Genomic DNA, 25,214 nt, shown 5'->3' with positions numbered 1-25,214 from the left:
GCACCTGCTCTATGCCTGCCGCGCGGCCGGTGCGCATGCCGAGCCGCCCGGCCATGTCCAGCAAAGCTTGGCGGCTGGCCTTAAAATCGGCCTGAACCGCTTTGAATCGAACCGCGCTCGGCGCAATCCGACTGTGCCTCACGCGCCGCATGACGAAAGACACCATGGATATCGACCAGTACATGACCGACCTCGGCCGCCGCGCCCGCAAAGCTTCGCGCGCGATGGCACGGGCCTCGACGGCCGCGAAGAACGCGGCGCTCGATGCGGTGGCGCAAGCCATCGAGCGCGACGCGCAGCACCTGAAGGATGCGAATGCACGCGACCTCGCACGAGCGAAGGAGAAGGGCCACGACGCCGCTTTCATCGACCGTCTCACGCTCTCTGACAAGGCGCTCAAGACGATGATCGAAGGTCTGCGCCAGGTCGCGGCGCTGCCGGACCCGATCGGCGAGATCGGCAACCTCAAGTTTCGCCCGAGCGGCATTCAGGTGGGGCAGATGCGCGTGCCGCTCGGTGTGATCGGCATCATCTACGAATCGCGTCCGAATGTGACGATCGACGCCGCGGCGCTGTGCCTGAAGTCCGGCAACGCCACGATTCTGCGCGGCGGCTCCGAGGCGCTGGAGTGCAACACGGCGCTCGCGAAGCTGATCGGCGAGGGGCTGGCGGCAGCGGGCCTGCCGCAGGACGCGGTCCAGGTGGTCGAAACGGCGGACCGCGCCGCGGTGGGCAAGCTCATCACCATGACGGAATTCGTGGACGTGATCGTGCCGCGCGGCGGCAAGAGCCTGATCGAGCGCCTGATGGCCGAAGCGCGCGTGCCGATGATCAAGCACCTGGACGGCATCTGCCACGTGTACGTGGACGACCGCGCCGACCTCGCAAAGGCGCTGACCGTGTGCGACAACGCCAAGACGCACCGCTACGGCACCTGCAACACAATGGAGACGCTGCTCGTGGCGCGCGGCATTGCGCATGACGTGCTGCCGCCGCTTGGCCGCCTCTATCGCGAAAAGGACGTGGAACTGCGCGTGGATGCCGCGGCGCGCTCGATTCTCGCGGACGCTGGCGTGGGTCCGCTCGTGGACGCTACGGAAGAAGACTGGCGCACCGAGTACCTTGCGCCCGTGCTGGCGGTGAAGGTGGTCGATACGCTCGACGATGCGATCGAGCACATCAATCACTACGGATCGCACCACACCGACGCCATTGTCACGGAGGATCATGACCGCGCGATGCGCTTCCTGCGCGAAGTGGACTCGGCGAGCGTGATGGTGAACGCGTCGACGCGCTTCGCCGACGGCTTCGAATTCGGCCTTGGCGCGGAAATCGGTATTTCGAACGACAAGCTGCATGCGCGCGGCCCAGTGGGCCTCGAGGGCCTGACGTCGCTCAAGTACGTTGTGCTCGGCCACGGTGAGGGCCGCCAGTAGCCGTTAGCCCAGGCGAGGCGGCACGCCGTCTCCCCCTTAATTGACCATCAAGAAGAAAAAAGAATGTCGATGCTTTGGGTCAAGACGTTTCATATCGTACTGATCGCCTCGTGGTTCGCGGGCCTGTTCTATCTGCCGCGCATTTTCGTGAATCTCGCGATGGAAACGGAGCCCGCGGCCGTCAAGCGCCTGCTCATCATGGCGCGCAAGCTCTACCGCTTCATGACGCTCATCGCTGTGCCGGCCCTGCTATGTGGTCTGTGGCTGTGGCTCGTTGTGGGCATCGGACGCGGGCAGGGCTGGATCCATGCGAAGGTCGGCGTGGTCGTGCTGCTCATCATCTATCACGCGTACTGTGGGCGCCTGCTGCGCACCTTCGAGCGTGGCGAGAACCGTCGCTCCGACAAGTGGTATCGCATGTTCAACGAACTGCCAGTGCTTGGCATGCTTGCCGCGGTGGCGCTGGCGGTTATCAAGCCGTTCTGACACAACGTTCCCGTCCTCTTCTTCAAATCCTCCACGTCTGGCGGCCTCAAATGCTGCCAGTATCCATACGGCGCATGCGTGCCGCCGCCACGCGCCATTGATCCTCGCGCTTCACGAACACGTCCGTGAAGCGATACTCGACAGCCTTGTAACCCGTTGCTGGCGTGTAACGGTTGATGCCGGTCACCACGGCGACATTGTCGAGCACCCGTACGCGCACATCCTCCAGCACTTGCGAGCCGCCGGCGGCAACTGACGCGGCGGCCAGCAGGTCACGTTTGCTGCGGCGGATGTTGCCCGGCAATACTTCGAAGAACTTATCGTCTAGCAGGTCGTTGAGAACCGCGCCGTCGCCGGTTGCGGCGGCCTGCGTCCATTGATGTTCGAGGAGTTCTACCTGCAGGCGTTCGCTAATGGGGTTGTTTGCAGCCGGCACGGCGGCGAAAGCGGACGACGTTAGTGCGCCGACGACGGCGAGAATGAAGAGGCGTTTCATGGCGTTTCCTTGTATGTGAGCGCGAAGCCGGATGGCTCGCTCAGCTGGGGAAACGGATAGGGGCGCAGCCAGCACGTGGCCGGTATGAAAGCGTGCGACTACCGTGAACTTGGTGACGCATGTGCGACGCCAGTGTGGCTCGTTGACGCGGAAGCCCGGAGTCAGCGTTTCCCGACACACAAATTCTATTTTGCTGACGGACGATGGGATATAGGACTAGTCTCAAAACCACTGCGGAAATCCGGGGTTGTTTTTGCGCAACGGCTTGGGTTTGAAGCCGGGTTTTACCCGTTTTCGCCAATCAATGTTTTCAGGGGTATTCGGATATGCCATGAATATGGGGCGAACTGAGGGGCTCATTTTCTGTAGGCGGATGACTGCCGTCTTCAATAATTAAAATGTGACGTAGGAATTATTCTTGCGTTACGTAAGTTATTTTAACTAATTGAGTAATATTATTTATTTTATCGAAATTAATTTTTTGATTGATCGCAATAACTTAAAGCTTTTTTCCGCGATTTCGATGTGCTGACTTTTGAATGAACGATGCCGATTGCCGCCGCGATACTCGCCGGAAATGCCTTTGTGGGAGCGCCATTTTTCTTGATTTTGCATGAAATTGTTCTTTAAGAGTTCTCTTATGGCCCTCATGAAATCAAGCACATATAGTCGCCTCAATCATCGCATGTCGTTCTGCTGACTTTGTCAGGGAATTCTGATTATTCACTAAAATCGGCGAGCAACTGCATGAGCCAGGTAAATCGTTGATCTCGCAGGGGCAGCGGTTTTTTCGAATTGAAGGCAATCATCGGGGGCGAGGAATGAACAAGTCGAATAGATTGGTCTGGCACGAGTCAGCACGACCGCGGGCCGCAATTCAAATGATTGCTGCTGCTCGTGGGCAGGGGCAGCAGGGAACTCCCACTGGCTGAGAGGGCAGGTGACCTGCCAGTGAGTCGCTCCCCTCCCGGTTTTAGACACAAACAAGCAGCGGTCGGCGACCGAACGCGTGGGCTGAATACGATCACCACTGCCGGCGACCACGGCCCGAACAAGGCAGCGCTGCCATCGGTGCGCCGGCAGCGCTTCACTGGAAGCCATCCAGCGCGAACGCGTTCGAGTCAGTTCGAACAAGCCTTCAGCCGGGATTGAGCGCAGCTACGGTTTCTAGTGTTTGACATATCGATTAGGATTACATATGAATAAGATCTACCGTTCAATATGGAATGAGGCTACCGGCACTTGGGTCGCCGCTCCGGAAATGGCCACGGGACGTAAAAAGAAGGCGTCTGCGGTGCGGACGCTGAGGGCCGCATCGGCGCTTGGTCTTGCTGGCGTATCACTCGGAGCTGTCGCGTCTGCCCTCGATGGCGGCAACATCGGCTCGAATAATAATGCTTCAGCATTATCCATCGGCACCGGAAGTAGCGCGACGTCGACGGGTGACGTCGCCATAGGCGCAGGCAGCACGAACTATCACACGATAGCCAGTGGCGGCAATGCCGTCGCGTTGGGCGTCAACACTTCCGCGCTTTCGGTCAAATCTCTTGCGCTTGGCTCAGATGCATATGTCGGCACTTCTGCCGACTTCGGGTTGGCGCTGGGCCCTGGCGCTAAAGTTGCTAACGGCGCAGTACACGCCATCGCATCGGGCTACGGCTCCTTGGCCAGCGCCGCCAATGCAATGGCTCTCGGATTTTCTGCGCAGGCTTCGAGTACGAACGCCATTGCGATTGGCGATAGCGCAGTCGCCGGCACTGCGAACTCCGTGGCGTTGGGCAACGGCGCGACAACGGGATCGGTTGCTGGCACATCGAGCGGTGTGATCGGCGGAGTTACCTACCAGTACCAGGGGGTGAGCCCAACGGGTACGGTGAGCGTAGGCGCATCAGGAGCCGAGCGCACAATCACCAACGTGGCGGCGGGCAGCGTGTCGGCTTCGAGCACGGACGCGGTGAACGGCTCGGAGCTTTTCGCGACGAACACGCAGGTCTCGGCCAATACGACCTCGATCTCTAACCTTGCCGGCAATGTGACTACCATCAACGGTCAGATCACGAACTTGCAGGGCAACGTGACGACCATCAATGGTCAGATCACCAACATCAACAGCAAGCTGGCCGATGCAGTGATGTACGACTCGTCGGCGCATAACACGGTGACGCTGGGCGGCTCGGGCAATGCGGCGGTCACGCTGACGAACGTGGCAGCGGGTGCGGTGACTGCCTCGAGCTTCGACGCGGTGAACGGCACGCAGCTTTACAACCTGGCGAGCTCGACGGCAGACGCGATGGGCGGCGGCTCCACGGCAAATGGCGATGGTTCGATCTCGGCGCCGACATACAACATCGGCGGCAAGACCTATTACAACGCGGGCGATACGTTCACGGCGCTCTATGGCGACATCACGAGCATCAACGGCACGATCGCTGATGCCGTGGTGTATGACTCGTCGGCGCATGACAAGGTGACGCTGGGCGGTGCGGGTTCGACCACGCCGGTTACGCTGACGAACGTGGCGAATGGCGCGCTGAGCGCTGCGAGTGTTGACGCGGTGAACGGTTCACAGCTGTACGCACTGGGCGCGACGACCGACGCATCGGGCAACATCACGAATGCGTTCGTGGCCTACGACGACACGTCGAAGAGCTCGGTCACGCTGGGCGGTGTCGGTACAAGCACCGGGGTGGCGCTCCATAATGTCAAGGCGGGTGCAGTCAATGCGTCGAGCCTCGACGCGGTGAACGGCACGCAGCTCTACGGTCTGGCCAGTTCGACGGCCAGCGCGCTGGGTGGCAATACGCAGGTGAACGCGGATGGCTCGATCAGCGCACCGGACTACATTCTCTCCCAGCGCACCTACAACAATGTGGGCGATGCGCTGAAGGCGGTCATGGCGGCGGCGGTGAGCGGCAACGTGGACGGCGTGATCTACGACTCAACCGCGCACAACTCGGTGACGCTGGGCGGTCCGGACCATGTGCCGGTGGCGCTGACGAACGTGGCGAACGGCGGTTTGACTGCCTCGAGCGTTGACGCGGTGAATGGTTCGCAGCTGTACGCGACGAACCAGAACCTGACGAACCTGTCGGGCAACGTCACGAACATCGCTGGCGACATCACGAACATTAAGGGCAAGCTGGCCGATGCAGTGATGTACGACTCGTCGGCGCATAACACGGTGACGCTGGGTGGTGTGGATTCGAGCACGGCGGTTGCGCTGACGAACGTGGCGAACGGCGCGCTGAACGCGTCGAGCCTCGACGCGGTGAATGGTTCGCAGCTGTACGCGACGAACCAGAACCTGACGAACCTGTCGGGCAACGTCACGAACATCGCTGGCGACATAACGGACATTAAGGGCAAGCTGGCCGATGCAGTGATGTACGACTCGTCGGCGCACAACACGGTGACGCTGGGTGGTGTGGGTTCGAGCACGGCGGTGGCGCTGACGAACGTGGCGAACGGCGCGCTGAACGCGTCGAGCCTCGACGCGGTGAACGGTTCGCAGCTGAACGCGACGAACCAGAACCTGACGAACCTGTCGGGCAACGTCACGAACATCGCTGGCGACATCACGAACATTAAGGGCAAGCTGGCCGATGCGGTGATGTACGACTCGTCGGCGCATAACACGGTGACGCTGGGTGGTGTGGGTTCGAGCACGGCGGTGGCCCTGACGAACGTGGCAGCGGGTGCGGTGACTGCCTCGAGCTTCGACGCGGTGAACGGCACGCAGCTTTACAACCTGGCGAGCTCGACGGCAGACGCGATGGGCGGCGGCTCCACGGCAAATGGCGATGGTTCGATCTCGGCGCCGACATACAACATCGGCGGCAAGACCTATTACAACGCGGGCGATACGTTCACGGCGCTCTATGGCGACATCACGAGCATCAACGGCACGATCGCTGATGCCGTGGTGTATGACACGCCGGCGCATGACAAGGTGACGCTGGGCGGTTCGGGTTCGACCACGCCGGTTACGCTGACGAACGTGGCGAATGGCGCGCTGAGCGCTGCGAGTGTTGACGCGGTGAACGGTTCACAGCTGTACGCACTGGGCGCGACGACCGACGCATCGGGCAACATCACGAATGCGTTCGTGGCCTACGACGACACGTCGAAGAGCTCGGTCACGCTGGGCGGTGCCGGTACAAGCACCGGGGTGGCGCTCCATAATGTCAAGGGGGGTGCAGTCAATGCGTCGAGCCTCGACGCGGTGAACGGCACGCAGCTCTACGGTCTGGCCAGTTCGACGGCCAGCGCGCTGGGTGGCAATACGCAGGTGAACGCGGATGGCTCGATCAGCGCGCCGGACTACATTCTCTCCCAGCGCACCTACAACAATGTGGGCGATGCGCTGAAGGCGGTCATGGCGGCGGCGGTGAGCGGCAACGTGGACGGCGTGATCTACGACTCAACCGCACACAACTCGGTGACGCTGGGCGGTCCGGACCATGTGCCGGTGGCGCTGACGAACGTGGCGAACGGCGGTTTGACTGCCTCGAGCGTTGACGCAGTGAATGGTTCGCAGCTGTACGCACTGGGCGCGACGACCGACGCATCGGGCAACATCACGAATGCGTTCGTGGCCTATGACGACACGTCGAAGAGCAAGGTCACGCTGGGTGGTGTGGATTCGGGCACGCCGGTGGCGCTGACGAACGTGGCGAACGGCGCGTTGAGCGCTGCGAGCGTTGATGCAGTGAACGGTTCGCAACTGTACGCACTGGGCGCGACGACCGACGCATCGGGCAACATCACGAATGCGTTCGTGGCCTATGACGACACGTCGAAGAGCAAGGTCACGCTGGGCGGTGCAGGTTCAACCACGCCGGTGGCGCTGACGAACGTGGCGAACGGCGCGTTGAGCGCTGCGAGCGTTGATGCGGTGAACGGTTCGCAACTGTACGCACTGGGCGCGAGGACGGATGCATCGGGCAACCTGCTCAACGCCTTCGTGGCATACGACGACACGTCGATGAACTCGGTCACGTTCGGCGGTTCGGGACATGCGCCAGTTGTGCTGCACAATGTAGCGAACGGTGTGGACTCGAACGACGCGGTGAACGTCGCACAGCTTGAAGCGATGGGCGCGAACATTGATACGTCGGGCAACGTGACGAACGCGTTCGTGGCGTACGACGATACGTCGAAGACTGTGATCACGCTCGGCGGCGTTGGCTCGACCACGCCGGTCGCGATTCACAACCTTGCGGCCGGCGCCGTTTCGGCAAGTAGCACCGACGCCGTGAATGGCGGCCAGCTCTATGGCCTCGCCTCGAGCACGGCCAGCTCCCTTGGCGGTGGTTCGACGGTGAACACGGATGGCTCGATCTCGGCGCCGACGTACAACATCGGCGGCAACACCTACAACAATGTGGGTGGGGCACTCACCAACCTCGACGGCCGTGTGACGAACATCGAGAACACGGTGACCAACATCGCTGGCCAGGTGGCAAACGCCGTCCAGTACGACTCCTCTGCACACGACAAGATCACGCTGGGCGGCACGGGCACCACGACAGCCGTCGCGTTGACCAACGTGGCCAATGGCACGTTGAGCGCCGATAGTCTCGACGCGGTAAACGGTTCGCAGCTGTACGCAACGAACCAGGACGTCGCAAATCTGACCACGCAGATTCAGAACATCAATGTCAACGGTTCTGAGTATCTGTCGACCAACACGACGAGCGGTGCGGCCTCGGCCACAGGCACGAACTCGATCGCGGCGGGCGGTGGTGCGATTGCTTCGGGTGCGAATTCGACGGCGATTGGCGACAAGGCTTCTGCCACGGGCAGCAACTCGGTCGCGCTGGGTGCGAACTCGGTGGCGGACGAGGACAACACCGTGTCCGTGGGCTCGCAAGGCAACGAACGCCGTATCACCAACGTCGCGAATGGCGTCAACCCGACCGACGCTGCGAACATGGGTCAGCTCCAGAGCGGCTTGAACGCGCTCCAGAGCAACGTCAACTCGGTGGCGCGCACCGCGTACAGCGGCGTAGCGGCGGCAACGGCGCTGACGATGATTCCGGACGTCGATCAGGGCAAGACGATCGCAGTTGGCGTCGGTACGGCCAACTTCCAGGGCTATCAGGCCGTGGCGCTGGGTGCATCGGCTCGTATCACCCAGAACCTCAAGGTGAAGCTCGGCGGTGGTTACGGGTCGAGTGGCGGCGCCACCTTCGGCGGCGGTATGTCGTACCAGTGGTAAGCGTTTGAGGCTCAACCGGTTGCGGCGCGGTATGGCCGCTTCCGGTAAGCCGCGCTTTTCCTGTTGGTCGGCCCCGTAGTTCGGGCCAAAACGCAAGGCGGACCCCTCGGGGTCCGCCTTTTATTATGTAGCGAAGTCTGCTGCGGGCCGCGCCATGTGAGGCGCGAACGCTCAGCCTTTCTCGTCCAACCTGCGCCGCGCGATGATCTCCTTCGCGTCGGCGAGTTTTTCCGCAAGCTCCGGCCCCCGCTGCAGTGCCACGCCCACCGCGAGTATGTCGCCGATCGCGAGATGCGAGGTGCGCGAGGTCATCGGCGAAAAAATGTCGGTGTCCTCATCGACGTTTGCGTGCAGCCCAACGCTCGCGAGGCGCGCAAGCGGCGAGGTGCCGTGCGTGATCGCGATCACCTTCGCGCCGCGATCGAGCGCAGTGCGCGCGGCGTCCACAATGTCTCGCGTGCGCCCGGTGTTCGAGATCGTCACGACCACGTCGCCGGGACCGAGCAGCGCCGCCGACATCAGAAACGTTTGTGGATCGGAATACGCGACGCTCGGCATGCCAAGGCGAAAGAACTTGTGCTGCATGTCCTGAGCGGCGATGCCCGAACCGCCCGCGCCATAGAACTCGATACGCGAAGCGCGCGCGAGCAGATTGATGGCGGCGGCGAGCGAGTCGGTCGAAAGGTTGTTGCGCACTTGAACGAGCGCGCCGATCGTCCGATCGAGCACTTTGGCCGCGACGCCCGGCACCGGTTCGTCCGGGCTCACGTCGCGGTAGACGGCTGGATGCTCCGTCGGCAGGTCTGCGGCGACCGCTTGTGCCAACCGGATCTTGAACTCCCGGAACCCCGAGAATCCGAGCGCGTGGCAAAACCGCGCGATGGTCGGCTGGCTCACGCCCGCGCGCTCGGCGACCTCGGTCATCGAAAGATCGAGCACTTCGCGCGGGGCTTGGACAACGTAGTCGGCGAGCTTGCGCTCCGAAGGACGCAATTGCTCGCGCATGGCTTTCACCTGGGACAGCAGCATCAGGAAACTCGCACTATGCTGAAAGATCCGTGGACTATAGCGGATCGGAGGTTATGTACAAAAACTACAGGATCGCCGTTTGCTTCTTTCCGGGCTGGCTGGTGTCGTTCGCTGTGTGGCCCGCCCATAATGAGACTAGGCGTTCGTTTAATGCTACGTTCCCAGGGTCTTTCCGGGATTGTCGGCTTGTAGTTTTTCTACTAACATCGCGCCATCGCTGATCGGACCGTCGAAAACACGCCCGATCCGGCCCCGAGCGTCCCCGCCGAGACAAGAAGGAAGGAGATTCGATGGTTTCCCCGCATTCTCAGTTGATGAAGGTCACGCAACGCGTGATCGAGCGCAGCAAGCCCACGCGCGAGGCCTATCTGGCGCGCATCGCGGCGGCTCAGGACCGGTTCCCGGCGCGCGGCGCGCTCTCGTGCGCGAATCTCGCGCACGGCTTCGCCGGCCTCGAAGGTCGCGACAAGATCGCGATCAAGTCGATTCGCGAACCGAACATCGGCATCGTCTCGGCGTATAACGAGATGCTCTCGGCGCACGCGCCGTACAAGGATTTCCCCGACATCATCAAGAAGGCGGCGCGCGAAGGCGGCGGCGTCGCGCAGTTCGCGGGCGGCGTGCCGGCGATGTGCGACGGCGTCACGCAGGGCAACGCCGGCATGGAGCTGTCGCTCTTTTCGCGTGAAGTGATCGCGATGAGCACGGCCGTCGCACTCACGCACAACATGTTCGATGCGGCGTTGTGCCTGGGCGTCTGCGACAAGATCGTGCCGGGCCTTCTGATCGGCGCGCTGCAATTCGGCCATTTGCCCACGATTTTCGTGCCCGCCGGTCCGATGACGAGCGGCATCACGAACGACGACAAGGCCAAGGTGCGCCAGCAGTTCGCCACGGGTCAGTGCGATCGCGCGGCGCTGCTCGAATCGGAGGCGGCCGCCTATCACGGCCACGGCACCTGCACGTTCTACGGCACGGCCAACAGCAACCAGATGCTCATGGAGATCATGGGCCTGCATCTGCCGGGCTCGGCCTTCATCCACCCGCATACGCCGCTGCGCGACGAACTGACCGCCGCCGCGGCTCGCCGCGTGCTCGAACTCACCGTCGAGCGCGGCAACTACACGCCTATCGGCCATGTGGTCGACGAAAAGGCCGTGATCAACGGCATCGTCGCGCTGATGGCAACGGGCGGCTCGACCAATCACACGCTGCACCTCGTGGCGATGGCGCGCGCGGCGGGCATCATCATCGACTGGAACGACTTCGACGTGCTGTCGGACGCCGTGCCGCTGCTCGCGCGCGTGTATCCGAACGGTAAGGCCGACGTGAACCACTTCCACGCGGCGGGCGGCATTGCGTTCCTCGTGCGCGAACTGCTCGACGGCGGCCTGCTGCACGAGGACGTGAATACCGTCGCGGGCCGTGGCCTGCGTCACTACACCGAGGAGCCGAAGCTCATCGACGGCAAGCTCACGTGGGTGCCGGCTGTCGAGAAGAGCGCCGACGAGTCCGTTCTGCGTCCGCTTCCGACGCCGTTCCAGCCGGACGGCGGCTTGCGCCTGATGCAGGGGCGTCTGGGCCGCGGCGTCATCAAGGTTTCCGCTGTCGCGCCGGAGCGCCGCAAGGTGCGCGCTCCCGCCATCGTGTTCGATTCGCAGGAGGCCGTGCAGGAAGCGTTCGACCGCGGCGAACTCGAGCGCGATTTCGTGGCCGTCGTGCGCTTCCAGGGCGCGCGCGCCAACGGCATGCCGGAACTGCACCGCCTCACGCCGCTGCTCGGCGTGCTGCAGGACAAGGGCTTTCACGTGGCGCTCGTGACCGACGGGCGTATGTCGGGTGCATCGGGCAAGGTGCCCGCCGTGATCCACGTTTCGCCGGAAACGCTGCTGCACGGCCCGATCGGCAAGGTGCGCGACGGCGATACGATCGTGATTGACGCGGTGGAAGGCGTGCTCGACATCGAAGTGGAGGATGCCGAGTGGGACGCGCGCCCGGTCGCGCAGCCCGCGCATCAGGAACTCAACGAAGTGGGCTTTGGCCGCGAGCTGTTCGGCGTGTTCCGCGCCACTGCCGCGCCTGCTGAACTGGGCGCGACGGTGTTCGGTCCGCTCGTGGGCGAGCAGGCCGCACCCGCAGCCGCCGCTGCGGCCGCCCATGCGCCGGCACACGCCGCGAACTGAATTCATCATCAAGGAGCCTGAACATGGCAAGTAACACAGTCGCCGATATCGTCCGCCTGGGTCCCGTCATCCCGGTGCTCGCATTCGACACGCCGGAGCAGGGCGAGCACGTTTCCCGCGCGCTCCACGCGGGCGGCGTGAAGGTGCTGGAAATCACGCTGCGCACGAAGGCCGGCCTCGAAGCCATCGAGCGCGCCGCGAAGATCGCGCCGGACATCGTCGTGGGCGTGGGCACGATCACGAAGCCGGAGCACTGCGCGCTCGCGAAGAAAGCCGGCGCACAGTTCGGCGTTTCGCCGGGCCTCACGCGCGAGATCCATCAGGCCTCGCTCGACGCGGGTCTGCCGCTGCTGCCGGGTGTGATGACGCCGACCGACATCATCGTCGCGATGGAACTGGGCTACGAGATCGTCAAGTTCTTCCCGGCGGTTCCTGCCGGCGGCCTGAACATGCTGCAAGCGTTCCACGGCCCGTTCCCGACGCTCAAGTTCTGCCCGACGGGCGGCATCAGCGCCGAGTCGGCTCCGACCTTCCTCGCGCTGCCCAACGTGGTGTGCGTGGGCGGTTCGTGGCTCACGCCGAAGGCGGCGATCGCCGCGCAGAACTGGGACGAAGTCACGCGCCTGGCGCACGCCGCGAGCGAGCTTTCGCGCCCGGTGCGCTGAAAGCGCGCTACTGCCTGACGCACGCGCCGTATGCTGCGGCGCAACGATGACTGGAACGCCGCGCCCCCCGCGTGTATGAGGGGTGTGCAACGAGCCGCGCAAACGGCGCCTTTCCGGCGCTCGCCTTGCGCGGCTCGCTCGTCTTTCAAGCACGCCACACCAAAAGTCGTTATAAGCTCTACAATCCCCGGCCCGGCGACGGCCGGCCCTTTTGTACCCCATCAGTTCCACGTGTGCCGCAGCCGCTGCGCGCCACACGCGTCGCCGCTCAGGGCGAAAGGACTTCGAACAACTACCTGGAGAAGAGCCTCATGGGAGTGGCCCACGGCAGTTCGCTGCTGATCTACGCGCTCGTCGCGATTGCCGCGCTGATCTTCATGATCACGCGGTTGAAGGTTTATCCGTTTCTCGTCCTGATCATCGTTTCGCTGCTGCTCGGTCTCGCCGTCGGCATGCCGATGGATCAAATCGTCAAGTCGTTCGAGACCGGTAACGGCAACACGCTTGGCCACATTGCCATCGTGGTGGGCCTTGGCACCATGCTGGGCAAGATGATGGCGGAATCGGGCGGCGCCGAGCGCATCGCCACGACGCTCATTCGCTGGTTTGGCGAGAAGAACATCCACTGGGCGATGATGTTCGTCGCGATCATCGTCGGCCTGCCGGTGTTCTTCGAAGTCGGCTTCGTGCTGCTCATTCCGATCGCGTTCAACGTCGCCAAGCGCACGGGCAAGTCGCTGCTGCTGATCGGCTTGCCGATGGTGGCGGGGCTCTCGGTCGTGCACGGCCTGATTCCGCCGCACCCGGCCGCGCTGCTGGCCGTGCAGGCGTATCACGCCGACATCGGCCGGACCATCGCTTACGGTCTGATCGTGGGCGTGCCCACGGCGATCATCGCCGGGCCGCTTTTCGCGCTCTTCATTCACCGCTTTATCAAGCTGCCGGAAAGCAACCCGCTCTCCGAGCAGTTCGTGAGCAAAGCCGACCCCAAGCCCGATAGCGAGCTGCCGGGCTTTGGCATCACGCTCTTCACGATCCTGCTGCCGGTGATCCTCATGCTGGTTGGCAGCTGGGCCGATCTCGTGTTCACGCCCAAGACGTTGCCAAACAATCTGTTGCACTTTATCGGCACCTCCGACGTCGCGCTGCTGATCGCCGTGCTGGTAAGCTTCTGGACCTTCGGCGCGCAACGCGGCTTCACGCGCGAGCAGATCCAGAAGTTCTGCGGCGACTGCCTCGCGCCGATCGCGGGCATCACGCTGATCGTGGGCGCGGGCGGCGGCTTTGGCCGCGTGCTGATGGACAGCGGCGTGTCGAAGCAGATCGTCGAGCTGGCGCAGAACGAACATCTGTCGCCGCTTTTGCTCGGCTGGCTCGTCGCCGCGCTGATCCGTCTCGCAACGGGCTCGGCCACGGTCGCCATGACCACGGCCTGCGGCATCGTCGCGCCGATCGCATCGGCCAGCGCCATGACGGTGAAGCCGGAACTGCTCGTGCTTGCCACCGGCTCGGGTTCGCTGATCTTCTCGCACGTCAACGACGGCGGATTCTGGCTGATCAAGGAATATTTCGGCATGACCGTGGGTCAGACGTTCAAGACCTGGTCGTTGCTCGAAACCATTATTTCGCTGCTGGGGCTGGGCCTGACGTTCGTCCTGGCGGCGGTGTTGTGAAACTGGAGCAGTAAATGATTCTGATAGCGATGGGCGTGTCGGGCGCGGGCAAGACACGCATCGGCGAATTGCTCGCCGAGCGCCTCAAGTGCACCTTCACGGATGGCGACGCCTTCCACAGCGAAGCCAACAAGAAGAAAATGCACGACGGCATTCCCCTCACCGACGAAGACCGCTGGCCGTGGCTGCGCACGATTCGCGCGGCGATCGAGGAGAAGCAGCGCGCCCACGAAACGGCCGTGTTCACCTGCTCGTCGCTCAAGCGTTCGTATCGCGACATCCTGCGCGGCAACGATCGCGACGTGTGCTTCGTCTACCTGAAGGGCTCGTTCGAAGTGCTGCACGAGCGCCTCGCCTCGCGCACCGGCCACTTTTTCGACCCGTCGCTGCTGCAAAGCCAGCTCGATACGCTCGAAGCGCCCAGCGCCGACGAGGCGATCGAGGTGAGCATCGAGCTCACGCCGGAGCAGATCGTCGACGAAGTGATGAAGCAGATGGAAACGCGCCGCAATCAGGCCTCCTGAAATCGCGGCGGTAAACGAAAAAGCGCTCGATTCAATCGAGCGCTTTTTTTGGGCCTTGCGGGGTTGCGATTACGAAATCCGCTTCGCCAGTTCCACTGCCTTGCCGACGTACGACGCGGGCGTCATCTCGAGCAGACGCTGCTTCGCGTCTTCAGGAATCGCGAGACCGCTGACGAACGTCTGCAGCGCTTCGCGCGTGATGCCCTTGCCACGCGTGAGTTCCTTCAGCTGCTCGTACGGATTCTCGATGCCGTAGCGGCGCATCACGGTTTGCACCGGCTCGGCCAGCACTTCCCACGTGGCGTCGAGGTCGTCGTTCAGGCGCTGCGGGTTCACTTCGAGCTTGTCGAGACCGCGGATCAGCGCGTCGTACGACAGCAGCGAGTAGCCGAACGCCACGCCGATATTGCGCAGCACCGTCGAGTCGGTGAGGTCGCGCTGCCAGCGCGAAACGGGCAGCTTGTCGGCGAGGTGGCGCAGCGTCGCGTTCGCGAGGCCGAGGTTGCCTTCCGAGTTTTCAAAGTCGATCGGGTTGACCTTGTGCGGCATGGTCGACGAGCCGATTTCGCCGGCTTTCGTCTTCTGCTTGAAGTAGCCGAGCGAGATGTAGCCCCACACGTCGCGGTCGAGGTCGAGCAGGATCGTGTTCGCGCGCGCGACGGCGTCGAACAGTTCCGCCATGTAGTCGTGCGGCTCGATCTGGATCGTGTACGGGTTGAACGTGAGCTTCAGGCGCTGTTCGACGACTTCCTTCGAGAACGCTTCCCAGTCGAATTCCGGATACGCCGAGAGGTGCGCGTTGAAGTTGCCGACCGCGCCGTTCATCTTGCCGAGCAGTTCGACCTTCTCGATGCGCTGGATCGCGCGAGCCAGACGCGCGGCGACGTTGGCGATTTCCTTGCCGAGCGTCGTGGGGCTGGCCGGCTGGCCGTGCGTGCGCGAGAGCATCGGCTGCGCGGCATGCGTGTGCGCGAGCGTGACGAGGCGTTGATGCACCGAGCGCAGCGCCGGCAGGATCACGTGCTCGCGGGCGCCCGCGAGCATCAGACCGTGCGACGTGTTGTTGATGTCTTCCGAGGTGCAGGCGAAGTGGATGAACTCGCTTGCGCGCTCCAGTTCCGGCTGGCCCTTCACCGACTCCTTGAGCCAGTACTCCACGGCCTTCACGTCGTGGTTCGTCACGCGCTCGATGTCCTTGATGCGCGCGGCGTCGTGCGCCGTGAAGTTCTCGGCGAGCTTGAGCAGGAACTGCTCCGACGCTTGCGAGAAGCGCGGCACTTCAGCGAAGCCGGCTTGCGACAGCGCGATCAGCCAGTGAATTTCCACCGTCACGCGGTTGCGCATGAAGGCGGCTTCCGAGAGCCAGTCGCGCAGCGCTTCGGTTTTCGAGGCGTAGCGGCCGTCGAGCGGGGAGAGCGCGTTGAGCGCGAAGAGGGTATCGGGACGAGTGTCGGACATGATGGGGACGTAACGTGGCGCGTTACGCTCAGTTGGCAGTCGGTTGCAGTCAGATTCGAGACGGCGTGAACCCAAGATTTTATCACCTTGCCGACAGGGGCCGACGCCGGCGCTCTCAGCGGCAGCCGAGCGGTGGGATGCGATGTTCCCCTGAGGCCTGATGTCGCGCCCGCCAGTTAACGGGAATTGGAGTTTTGAGACGGTTATAGAGTGCGTTCACATCAAAAGTTTGCGCTTAATCAAATATTTGCCGCCATGACCACCGATGCCCCCACTCTCTCTTCCGACGAGGCCGCTGTGCTGATCGAAGCCGGTCTTGCTTGCCACCGCGCGGGCCGGATCGACGACGCCCATGCCCACTATCAGTCCGCGCTCGCGGCGCATCCCGAACACTCCGGTGCACTGCACTACCTGGGCGTGATTGCGCTCGGCCGCGACCAGCTGAAGGAAGCCGCGGCACTGATCGACCGCGCGCTCGCGACGGCGCCCGACAATGCCGAATATCTTGCCAACCGCGGCGTGGTCGCGACCCGCCTGGGCGACCACGCGGGCGCCGCCGCCTGGCAGCGCAAGGCGCTCGCGCTCGCACCCGAATTTGCGAACGCACACAACAATCTCGGCAATGCGTTGATGGAGCTCGGCGATATCGCGGGCGCCTCGCAGCACTATCGGCGTGCGCGTGCGCTGGCGCCGCAATCCGCACACTTCGCGTTCAATCTCGGCCGCGCACTGGAAGCCGAAGGCGCAAAAGACGCAGCACTTGCGGAGTTCCGCGCCGCCGCGGCGCTCGATCCCCGTGATCTGAAAGCGCTGATCCACATGGGCCGGCTGCTGCGCGCTAAAGAGAAGCACGCCGAAGCGGCCACCTGCTTCGAAGCCATGATCGCGCGCGAGCCTGACAACGTACTCGCGCTTTTCGAACTCGGCTATGCCTACGACGCGATGCATCGCTATGAAGAGGCGATTCCGCTTTACCGGCGTGCCGCGCAGCTCAAGCCCGATGGCGCGGGCATCATCAACAATCTGGCATTCGCGTTGACTGCGCTCGCGCGCTACGACGAAGCGGAGATCGACTATCGGCGCGCACTCGAACTGAACCCGGACCTGCCTGAATCGGGTTTTCAGCTCGGCATGCTGATGCTGCGGCGCGAAGACTACACCGGCGGCTGGCCGCTCTTCGAGAACCGCAAGCTCACCTCGACCGCCAAGGCCAACTACCGCAAGCTGCCGTGCCCCGAGTGGCAGGGCGAGCCGCTCGCTGGCAAGCGCTTGCTGATCTGCCGTGAGCAGGGTGTGGGCGATCAGATCCAGTTCGTGCGCTATGCGGGCCTGCTGGCGCAGATGGGCGCGCAGGTTCACGCGTGGGTCGCGCCGGAACTGGCGTCGCTCGCGGCGACGGTGCCGGGTGTCGCGCGCGTGCTCGACGCCGCGCCGAGCGACGAAGTCATCGCCTCGGAATACGACTTCTGGTGCGACGTGATGAGCCTGCCGCTGAAGTTTCGCGGCCGGCCGATTTACGCCGACACCCCCTATATGCACGCCGATATCGTGCAGGCCGCCGCCTGGCACGCACGCGTGAACGCGCTGGCCGGCGCCGCGCGTCGCCGCATCGGGCTCGTCTGGGCGGGCAATCCGCGTCACCATTTCGACGCTTTCCGTTCTGTGCCGCTCAAGTCGCTTCTGCCGCTCTCCGCACTCCCTGGCAACGCCTGGTTTGCGATCCAGAAGGGCCCGGGGGCCGCGCAGCTCGCACCGGTCGCGGGCCGCTGGCCGATGGACGCGCTCGGCGACGAGTTGCACGACTTCTCGGCCACGGCGGCGCTCATCGAGGCGCTCGACCTCGTCATCACGGTCGATACGTCGGTCGCGCACCTCGCCGGCGCGCTCGGCAAGCCGGTGTGGGTGCTGCTCGCCGCGCAGCCCGACTGGCGCTGGGGCAAGGATCGCGCGGACTCGGTCTGGTATCCCTCGGCGCGCGTGTTTCGCCAGTCCACGCTCGGCGACTGGAGCGGCGTGGTCGCCGAACTGGAAACCGCGCTCACCGAGCTGCCCCGCTAATGGCATCTGCCCGGCGCGGCGCGATATTCGCCGCGCCGGCGCCCAGGCAAGCGCCCGCAGGCCTAGAATGCGGACTTCTCATCCGCTCGCTGGCCCCGCATGGAACTCAAATGGCTCGAAGACTTCGTTTCGCTCGCGGAGACGCATAGTTTCAGCCGCTCGGCCGAGCTGCGCCACGTGACGCAGCCGGCTTTCTCGCGCCGTATCCAGGCGCTCGAAGCGTGGCTGGGCACCGAGCTGATCGATCGTTCGGTTTATCCGACGCGCCTCACGGCGGCGGGCCAGGTGTTCTACGAGCAGGCGCTCGCGATGCTTTCCCAGTTTCACGAGGCGCGTACCCTGTTGCGCGGCCACACGGCCACGCCCGCCGCGACGATCGAGTTCGCGGTGCCGCACACGCTTTCGCTCACGTACTTTCCGCGCTGGCTGCAGCGCATCGAAGCGAAGCTCGGCCGCATCCACACGCGGCTGCGCGCGCTGAACGTGCACGACGCCGTGCTGTCGCTCGTGGAGGGCGGCTGCGACCTCGTGATGGGCTATCACCACCCGAGCCACCCCGTGACGCTCGACCCCGCGCGCTACGACACGCTAACGCTCGGCATCGAGTCGATCAGCCCGTACTCGGCGGCGCAACGCGCGGGGCGTGCGCGTTATACGCTGCCCGGCACGCCCGATGCGCCCGCGCCGTATCTCTCCTACACGCCGAACGCGTATCTCGGCCGCATGACCGAGGTGATCGTTGCCAACGCTCCGGCGCGGCTCTATCTGGACCGCGTGTACGAAACCGACATGGCAGAAGGGCTCAAGGCGATGACGCTCGCGGGTCACGGCATCGCCTTTCTGCCGCACAGCGCAGTGGAAGACGCGGTAGCCCAGGGGGAACTGATCCGCCTCGACCGGGGCACGCGCGGCGTGCCGGAGGGCCAGTTCACGCTCGACATGGAGATCCGCCTCTATCGCGACAAGTTCGCGACGCAAGGTGACGACGCACGCCAGGCGCTCGTGCGTGAATTGTGGGAGGCGGTGAGCGAGGAGCTCGCGCAGGGCAAGCGCTGACACAGCATCGGCCCGGCGCGCAAACAGTCAGGCTATTTCAACCTGTAAGGCTTGCAATACGAAGCCCGCGACACGTTTTTACGACTTCGGGGACGTTATGCACGAAAAGCATAACGGGATGATCAAACGGCATTGGATTTCACGTGGGCGTTTTCTGACAATGGCACCACTTGTTCGATCGGAGCGTTCATGTCATCCCAACTGCAGTCGGTTCCTTCCTATCTCCACGCCGATGATCTCGGCCCCTGGGGCAACTATCTTCGTCAGGTCGACCGCGTGGCGCCGTATCTCGGCTCGCTTTCGCGCTGGCTCGAAACGCTCAAGCGTCCGAAGCGTATCCTGATCGTCGATTGCCCGATCGAACTCGACAACGGCACCGTTGCGCACTTCGAAGGCTATCGTGTCCAGCACAACGTTTCGCGTGGTCCTGGCAAGGGCGGCGTGCGTTATCACCAGGACGTTACGCTCTCCGAAGTGATGGCGCTTTCCGCGTGGATGTCGGTGAAGAACGCTGCAGTGAACGTGCCGTACGGCGGTGCGAAGGGCGGTATCCGCGTCGACCCGCGCACGCTTTCGCGTGGTGAGCTCGAGCGCGTCACGCGCCGCTACACCAGCGAAATCGGCATCATCATCGGGCCGAACACCGACATTCCCGCGCCGGACGTCAACACGAACGAGCAGATCATGGCGTGGATGATGGACACCTACTCGATGAACCAGGGCCAGACGGCCACGGGCGTCGTGACGGGCAAGCCCATCTCGCTCGGCGGCTCGCTCGGCCGCCGCGAAGCCACGGGCCGCGGCGTGTTCGTCGTCGGTTGCGAGGCGGCGCGCCGCACGGGTCTGTCGATCGAGGGCGCACGCATTGCCGTGCAGGGCTTCGGCAACGTGGGCGGCATTGCTGCCCGCCTGTACCAGGAAGCCGGCGCGAAGATCGTCGCCGTGCAGGACCACACCGGTTCGCTCTACAAGTCGAGCGGCATGAACGCGGAAGCCCTGCTCGAGCACGTCGCGAAGACGGGCGGCGTGGCGGGTTTCGCCGGCGCCGAAGTCATGCCGAACGACGAATTCTGGACCGTCGAAACCGACATCCTCATTCCGGCCGCGCTGGAAAACCAGATCACCGAGAAGAACGCCGGCAAGATCCGCACGAAGATCATCGTGGAAGGCGCAAACGGCCCGACCACGACGGCAGCCGACGACATCCTGCACGACAAGGGCGTGCTCGTGATCCCCGACGTCGTGGCGAACGCGGGCGGCGTGACGGTTTCGTACTTCGAGTGGGTGCAGGACTTCTCGAGCTTCTTCTGGACCGAGAACGAGATTAATGAACGTCTCGAACGCGTGATGCGCGAAGCATTCACGGCGGTCTGGCAGGTCTCCAGCGAGCAGAAGGTCTCGATGCGTACTGCGGCGTTCATCGTTGCATGTAAACGCATCCTGATGGCGCGCGAAATGCGCGGCCTGTACCCCTGATCGCACGCCCGGCGCGCTCGCGCCGCAAGGTGACGGAACCATGACGGCGCAGTGACCGGGCAGTGACACGTTTTTGCGCTGCACATCAAGGCGCATAGAAGGCGGATGTTCTCCACAAGGGAGCGTCCGCCTTCGCACATCCAGCGTTGCGCCAGGGTCACCCTTTATTCTTTCAGAATAATTACTTTGCTAAACTGACGGCGGTTCTTGTACCGGAGAAAACAATGCAAATCAAAAAGACCGCCTCTCTGCTCGCACTCCTTGGTTTCGTCGCCACCAGCGCTTTCGCGCAGGACGCGGGCACGCTCAAGAAGATCAAGGACACGGGCGTCATCTCGCTGGGGCACCGCGAATCGTCCATTCCTTTTTCGTACTACGATGACAAGCAGAATGTGATCGGCTACTCGCAAGACTACGCGATGAAAATCGTCGAGGCGGTCAAGCAGAAGCTGAACATGCCGAACCTGAAGGTCAAGATGGTGCCCATCACGTCGCAGAACCGTATTCCGCTCGTGCAGAACGGCACGGTGGACATCGAATGCGGCTCGACCACGAACAACGCCGAGCGTCAGCAGCAGGCCGCCTTCACGAACACGATCTTCGTGATCGGCACGCGCCTCATGACGAAGAAGGATTCGGGCATCAAGGACTTCGCCGACCTCAAGGGCAAGACCGTCGTGACGACGGCTGGCACGACGTCCGAGCGTCTCCTGCGCAAGATGAACCAGGACAAGAGCATGGGCATGAACATCATCAGCGCGAAGGACCACGGCGAGTCGTTCATGACGCTCTCCACGGGCCGTGCCGTGGCGTTCATGATGGACGATGCGCTGCTCGCGGGCGAGCGCGCCAAGTCGAACAATCCGGGCGACTTCGTGATCGTCGGTCAGCCGCAATCGCGTGAAGCGTACGGCTGCATGATGCGCAAGAACGATCCTGAGTTCAAGAAGGTCGCCGACGACGCCATCGCCAAGGTCCAGACCTCGGGCGAAGGCGACACGATCTACAAGAAGTGGTTTGAATCGCCGATTCCGCCGAAGGGTCTTAACCTGAACTTCCCGATGAGCGACGACATGAAAGCGCTGTTCAAGAATCCGAACGACAAGGCGATCGATTAATACGGCCTCGGCCGTTCGACCCGCATTTAGCGTTTAGCACGGAACGGAAGAAGCGCCGCTTCTTCCGTTCTTTTTCTTGGAGTCTCTTGATGTCCTATCACTGGAACTGGGGCATTCTGCTCAGCCCGGTCTCGACGGGCGAACCCACCACGTATCTTGGCTGGATCCTCTCCGGCTTCTGGGTGACGATTTCGGTGTCGCTGTGCGCGTGGGTGATCGCGCTCATCGTCGGATCGTTCTTCGGCGTGTTGCGCACGGTGCCGAACAAGTTTCTCGCGGGCGTCGGCACGGTGTACGTGGCGATCTTCCGCAATATTCCGCTCATCGCGCAGTTCTTCATCTGGTACTTCGTACTGCCGGAAATCGTGCCGCAATCGCTCGGCAATGCGTTCAAGCAGTCACCACCGGGCGTGCAGTTCTTCACGGCTTCGGTCGTGTGTCTCGGGCTCTTTACCGCGGCGCGCGTGTGCGAGCAGGTGCGCTCGGGCATCAACGCGCTGCCGCGCGGCCAGCGCGCGGCCGGCCTCGCAATGGGCTTCACGCAGTGGCAGACGTACCGCTATGTGCTGCTGCCGGTTGCGTACCGCATCATCGTGCCGCCGCTCACTTCCGAGTTCCTCAACATCTTCAAGAACTCTGCGGTCGCCTCGACGATCGGCCTGCTCGATCTGTCGGCCCAGGCGCGTCAGCTCGTCGATTACACGGCGCAGACCTATGAGTCGTTCATCGCAGTCACGCTCGCTTACGTGCTCATTAACCTCGTCGTCATGGCGCTCATGCGCTGGGTCGAGGCGAAGGCGCGTCTGCCCGGCTACATCGGAGGCAAGTAATGCATCACTTCGACTGGAGCGGCATTCCGGGCGCGCTGCCCACGCTGTGGACGGGCGCAATCATCACGTTCAAGATCACGCTGTGCGCGATCGTGGTCGGCATTCTGTGGGGCACGCTGCTCGCGCTCATGCGGCTTTCCAGCGTGAAGCCGCTCGAATGGTTCGCCAAGGGCTACGTCACGGTCTTCCGCTCGATCCCGCTCGTGATGGTCCTGCTGTGGTTCTTCCTGATCGTGCCGCAGGTGCTGCAAAATGTGCTGGGTCTCTCGCCCGACATCGACATTCGCCTTGCTTCCGCGATGATCGCGTTTTCGCTCTTCGAAGCCGCGTATTATTCGGAGATCATTCGCGCGGGCATTCAGGCGGTGCCGCGCGGGCAGGTGAACGCGTCCTTCGCGCTCGGCATGCGCTACGGCCAGGCCATGCAGTACGTGGTGCTGCCGCAGGCGTTCCGCGCGATGGTGCCGCTCTTGCTCACGCAGGCCATCGTGCTGTTTCAGGACACCTCGCTCGTGTACGTGATCAGCCTCGCCGACTTCTTCCGCACGGCCACCAATGTCGGCGACCGTGACGGGACGATGGTCGAGATGGTACTGTTCGCGGGCGCGTGTTATTTCGTGATTTGCGTGATCGCGTCGAGCCTTGTGAAAGGTCTTCAGAAAAAGGTCGCAAGATGATTTCAATTAAGAACGTTTCGAAGTGGTACGGCCAGTTCCAGGTGCTGACCGACTGCACGACGGAAGTGAAGAAGGGTGAGGTGGTGGTGGTGTGCGGGCCCTCGGGCTCGGGCAAGTCCACGCTCATCAAGACCGTCAACGGGCTCGAACCGTTCCAGCAGGGCGAGATCCTCGTGAACGGCGAGTCGGTTGGCGACAAGCGCACCAATCTCTCGAAGCTGCGCTCGAAGGTGGGCATGGTGTTTCAGCACTTCGAGCTGTTCCCGCATCTGTCGATTACCGAGAATCTCACGCTCGCGCAGATCAAGGTGCTCGGCCGCGGCAAGGACGAGGCCACGCAAAAGGGCCTCAAACTGCTCGACCGTGTGGGCCTGCGCGCGCATGCCGACAAATTCCCGGGCCAGCTCTCGGGCGGTCAGCAGCAGCGTGTGGCGATTGCGCGTGCGTTGTCGATGGACCCCATCGCCATGCTGTTCGACGAGCCGACCTCGGCGCTCGACCCCGAGATGATCAACGAAGTGCTCGACGTGATGGTGGAGCTTGCCCAGGAAGGCATGACCATGATGTGCGTGACGCACGAAATGGGCTTCGCCAAGAAGGTCGCGCACCGCGTGATCTTCATGGACCAGGGCGCCATCGTCGAAGACGACCAGAAGGAAGCCTTCTTCGCGAGCCCGAAGTCGGACCGCGCGAAGGATTTTCTGGCCAAGATCCTGCACTGAGGCTGCGGGTTCGCCCGCTTCCCTCCCGCTTTGCAGAAAGCAAAAAGCCGCGCTCGATGCGCGGCTTTTTTCGTTTCGGGCGTCACCCGGCTTACTCGCCCCAGGTTTGCAGTGCGGCCACGGCCTCCGCGTCGATCTCGCCCGGCTGCGCGACGCACGGCGAACTGGCCGAGGCGTCGAGCGAAGGGTTGGCGAGCTTGTCGAGCACCCTCTGCGGCACCGGCACGCTCGTTTGGGCGATTACGTCGCCGTGCTGGAACATCAGCAGGTCGCCGGGGGCGAAGCGCGTCCAGACCTCGTTGTCGGTGAGCGGCGCGGTGGCGATCACGGCCACGCGGTCTTCTGGCGTCGTGTACTTCGCGAAGTCGATGGAGACATCGGCATCGACGAGATGCGCGGTCGAAAACGGCCAGCGCCGCACGAGATAGTAGAGATGCGTCGAGCAATGCGCGAACAGCGCCTGGCCGTTCGACATCAGAAAGTTGAAGACGCCGAATTGCGTAACCTCGCGCGTGAGCGACTCCAGCGCGGCGAACAGTTCGTCGAGCGGCGGCTGCGCGCCCGGGAACGCCTTGCGTAAGCCTTGTAGCAGCACGCAGAACGCGCGCTCGCTATCGGTCGTGCCCACCGGCTGGTACACGCCCGACATCACCGGATTGAAGTCCTGCAGGTCGCCGTTGTGCGCGAAGATCCAGTGCCGGCCCCACAGCTCGCGCTGGAACGGATGACTGTTCTCGAGCGCGCAGCTGCCTTGTGTGGCCTTGCGGATATGGGCGATGGTGTTGCGCGACTTGATGGGGTAGTGCTTGACCATCTCGGCGATCGGCGAACGCGCTGAAGCCTCGTTGTCGATGAAGAGGCGGCAGGCCTTGTCCTCGAAGAACGCGATACCCCAGCCGTCGGCGTGGTGATCGGTGGCGCCGCCGCGCGCCGCGAATCCTGTGAAGGAGAACGTGACGTCCGTCGGCGCGGCGCAATTCATTCCGAGAAGTTGGCACATGGTGCTGATGGTGCGTAATGCGACTGAGACGGCCGGGACGACTGAGGCGGTGGCTGCAGTGCCAGGCGGGACCCGCCGTCGACCCGTTACAATATGATTTTCCAAGC

19 protein-coding genes and 1 pseudogene are annotated in these 25,214 nt (G+C 63.3%); 15 read left to right on the top strand and 5 right to left on the bottom strand.

Annotation, left to right across the window (positions count from 1 at the left end):
- Window positions 1-164 precede the first annotated feature (164 nt).
- Window positions 165-1,436 (top strand): glutamate-5-semialdehyde dehydrogenase, encoded by a 1,272-nt coding sequence (locus tag U5A65_RS28435; RefSeq protein WP_321934510.1) that lies wholly within the window; start codon window positions 165-167, stop codon window positions 1,434-1,436.
- 63 nt (window positions 1,437-1,499) lie between these two features.
- Window positions 1,500-1,922: a CopD family protein gene (locus tag U5A65_RS28430; RefSeq protein WP_321917791.1), complete on the top strand. Its 423-nt coding sequence runs from the start codon at window positions 1,500-1,502 to the stop codon at window positions 1,920-1,922.
- A 46-nt stretch (window positions 1,923-1,968) separates the two neighbouring features.
- Here U5A65_RS28430 and U5A65_RS28425 read toward each other — a convergent pair whose 3' ends face one another.
- The gene (locus tag U5A65_RS28425) at window positions 1,969-2,418 is read right to left on the bottom strand and encodes a nuclear transport factor 2 family protein (RefSeq protein WP_321948585.1); all 450 of its coding nucleotides are present in this window, start codon (window positions 2,416-2,418) and stop codon (window positions 1,969-1,971) included.
- 459 nt (window positions 2,419-2,877) lie between these two features.
- A complete protein-coding gene (locus U5A65_RS28420) occupies window positions 2,878-3,033 on the bottom strand; it encodes a hypothetical protein (protein WP_321948584.1) in 156 nt (51 codons plus the stop codon).
- Between the two features lie 583 nt (window positions 3,034-3,616).
- Here U5A65_RS28420 and U5A65_RS41005 point away from each other — a divergent pair.
- Together U5A65_RS41005 and U5A65_RS28415 are read left to right on the top strand one after the other, a co-directional pair.
- Window positions 3,617-3,973: pseudogene (locus U5A65_RS41005) on the top strand (ESPR domain-containing protein); the annotation flags it as partial.
- Window positions 3,974-4,102: 129 nt separating this feature from the next.
- Window positions 4,103-8,638 carry a YadA-like family protein gene (locus U5A65_RS28415; RefSeq protein WP_415765773.1) on the top strand — a complete coding sequence of 1,512 codons (4,536 nt, stop codon included), beginning with the start codon at window positions 4,103-4,105 and terminating at the stop codon, window positions 8,636-8,638.
- A gap of 171 nt (window positions 8,639-8,809) precedes the next feature.
- Here the strand turns inward: U5A65_RS28415 and U5A65_RS28410 are convergent, their stop codons facing one another.
- Entirely contained in the window at window positions 8,810-9,667 is an 858-nt protein-coding gene (locus U5A65_RS28410) for a MurR/RpiR family transcriptional regulator (protein WP_321948582.1), read from the bottom strand.
- A gap of 290 nt (window positions 9,668-9,957) precedes the next feature.
- On the opposite strand from U5A65_RS28410, the gene edd reads away from it, so the two are divergent.
- From edd to U5A65_RS28390, 4 genes are all read left to right on the top strand, one after another.
- Window positions 9,958-11,850, top strand: coding sequence for a phosphogluconate dehydratase (gene edd / locus U5A65_RS28405; RefSeq protein ID WP_321934286.1), 1,893 nt, complete (start codon window positions 9,958-9,960; stop codon window positions 11,848-11,850).
- Window positions 11,851-11,873: 23 nt separating this feature from the next.
- Window positions 11,874-12,515 (top strand): bifunctional 4-hydroxy-2-oxoglutarate aldolase/2-dehydro-3-deoxy-phosphogluconate aldolase, encoded by a 642-nt coding sequence (gene eda / locus U5A65_RS28400; protein ID WP_321934285.1) that lies wholly within the window; start codon window positions 11,874-11,876, stop codon window positions 12,513-12,515.
- Between the two features lie 311 nt (window positions 12,516-12,826).
- Complete coding sequence (locus tag U5A65_RS28395; protein WP_321913190.1) at window positions 12,827-14,188, top strand: GntP family permease; 1,362 nt, start codon at window positions 12,827-12,829, stop codon at window positions 14,186-14,188.
- Between the two features lie 14 nt (window positions 14,189-14,202).
- Window positions 14,203-14,712, top strand: coding sequence for a gluconokinase (locus U5A65_RS28390; protein WP_321913189.1), 510 nt, complete (start codon window positions 14,203-14,205; stop codon window positions 14,710-14,712).
- Between the two features lie 69 nt (window positions 14,713-14,781).
- Here the strand turns inward: U5A65_RS28390 and purB are convergent, their stop codons facing one another.
- Complete coding sequence (gene purB, locus U5A65_RS28385) at window positions 14,782-16,170, bottom strand: adenylosuccinate lyase (RefSeq protein WP_321913188.1); 1,389 nt, start codon at window positions 16,168-16,170, stop codon at window positions 14,782-14,784.
- A gap of 255 nt (window positions 16,171-16,425) precedes the next feature.
- Here purB and U5A65_RS28380 point away from each other — a divergent pair, with 255 nt between their 5' ends.
- The 7 genes from U5A65_RS28380 (at window position 16,426) to U5A65_RS28350 (ending at window position 24,107) form a co-directional block, all read left to right on the top strand.
- Window positions 16,426-18,228, top strand: coding sequence for a tetratricopeptide repeat protein (locus tag U5A65_RS28380; protein ID WP_321948581.1), 1,803 nt, complete (start codon window positions 16,426-16,428; stop codon window positions 18,226-18,228).
- A gap of 99 nt (window positions 18,229-18,327) precedes the next feature.
- Window positions 18,328-19,284 carry a LysR family transcriptional regulator gene (locus U5A65_RS28375; RefSeq protein WP_321913186.1) on the top strand — a complete coding sequence of 319 codons (957 nt, stop codon included), beginning with the start codon at window positions 18,328-18,330 and terminating at the stop codon, window positions 19,282-19,284.
- Window positions 19,285-19,473: 189 nt separating this feature from the next.
- Window positions 19,474-20,760, top strand: a complete 1,287-nt coding sequence (locus U5A65_RS28370) for a Glu/Leu/Phe/Val dehydrogenase (RefSeq protein ID WP_321913185.1) — start codon at window positions 19,474-19,476, stop codon at window positions 20,758-20,760.
- Window positions 20,761-20,984: 224 nt separating this feature from the next.
- Window positions 20,985-21,878 carry a glutamate/aspartate ABC transporter substrate-binding protein gene (locus U5A65_RS28365; protein WP_158756957.1) on the top strand — a complete coding sequence of 298 codons (894 nt, stop codon included), beginning with the start codon at window positions 20,985-20,987 and terminating at the stop codon, window positions 21,876-21,878.
- Window positions 21,879-21,967: 89 nt separating this feature from the next.
- The gene (locus U5A65_RS28360; protein WP_321913184.1) at window positions 21,968-22,708 is read left to right on the top strand and encodes an amino acid ABC transporter permease; all 741 of its coding nucleotides are present in this window, start codon (window positions 21,968-21,970) and stop codon (window positions 22,706-22,708) included.
- A complete protein-coding gene (gltK, locus tag U5A65_RS28355) occupies window positions 22,708-23,385 on the top strand; it encodes a glutamate/aspartate ABC transporter permease GltK (protein WP_201694307.1) in 678 nt (225 codons plus the stop codon). Before U5A65_RS28360 ends, gltK begins: the two co-directional genes overlap by 1 nt.
- Entirely contained in the window at window positions 23,382-24,107 is a 726-nt protein-coding gene (locus U5A65_RS28350) for an amino acid ABC transporter ATP-binding protein (RefSeq protein WP_254314498.1), read from the top strand. Before gltK ends, U5A65_RS28350 begins: the two co-directional genes overlap by 4 nt.
- 91 nt (window positions 24,108-24,198) lie before the next feature.
- Here U5A65_RS28350 and U5A65_RS28345 read toward each other — a convergent pair whose 3' ends face one another.
- Entirely contained in the window at window positions 24,199-25,107 is a 909-nt protein-coding gene (locus U5A65_RS28345; RefSeq protein WP_321913183.1) for a class II glutamine amidotransferase, read from the bottom strand.
- Window positions 25,108-25,214 lie beyond the last annotated feature (107 nt).

Source organism: Paraburkholderia sp. J10-1 (genome assembly GCF_905220165.1).
GTDB lineage: Bacteria > Pseudomonadota > Gammaproteobacteria > Burkholderiales > Burkholderiaceae > Paraburkholderia.
Note: the sequence above shows the minus strand (reverse complement) of the source record. Positions and strands in the feature narration are given on the sequence as shown.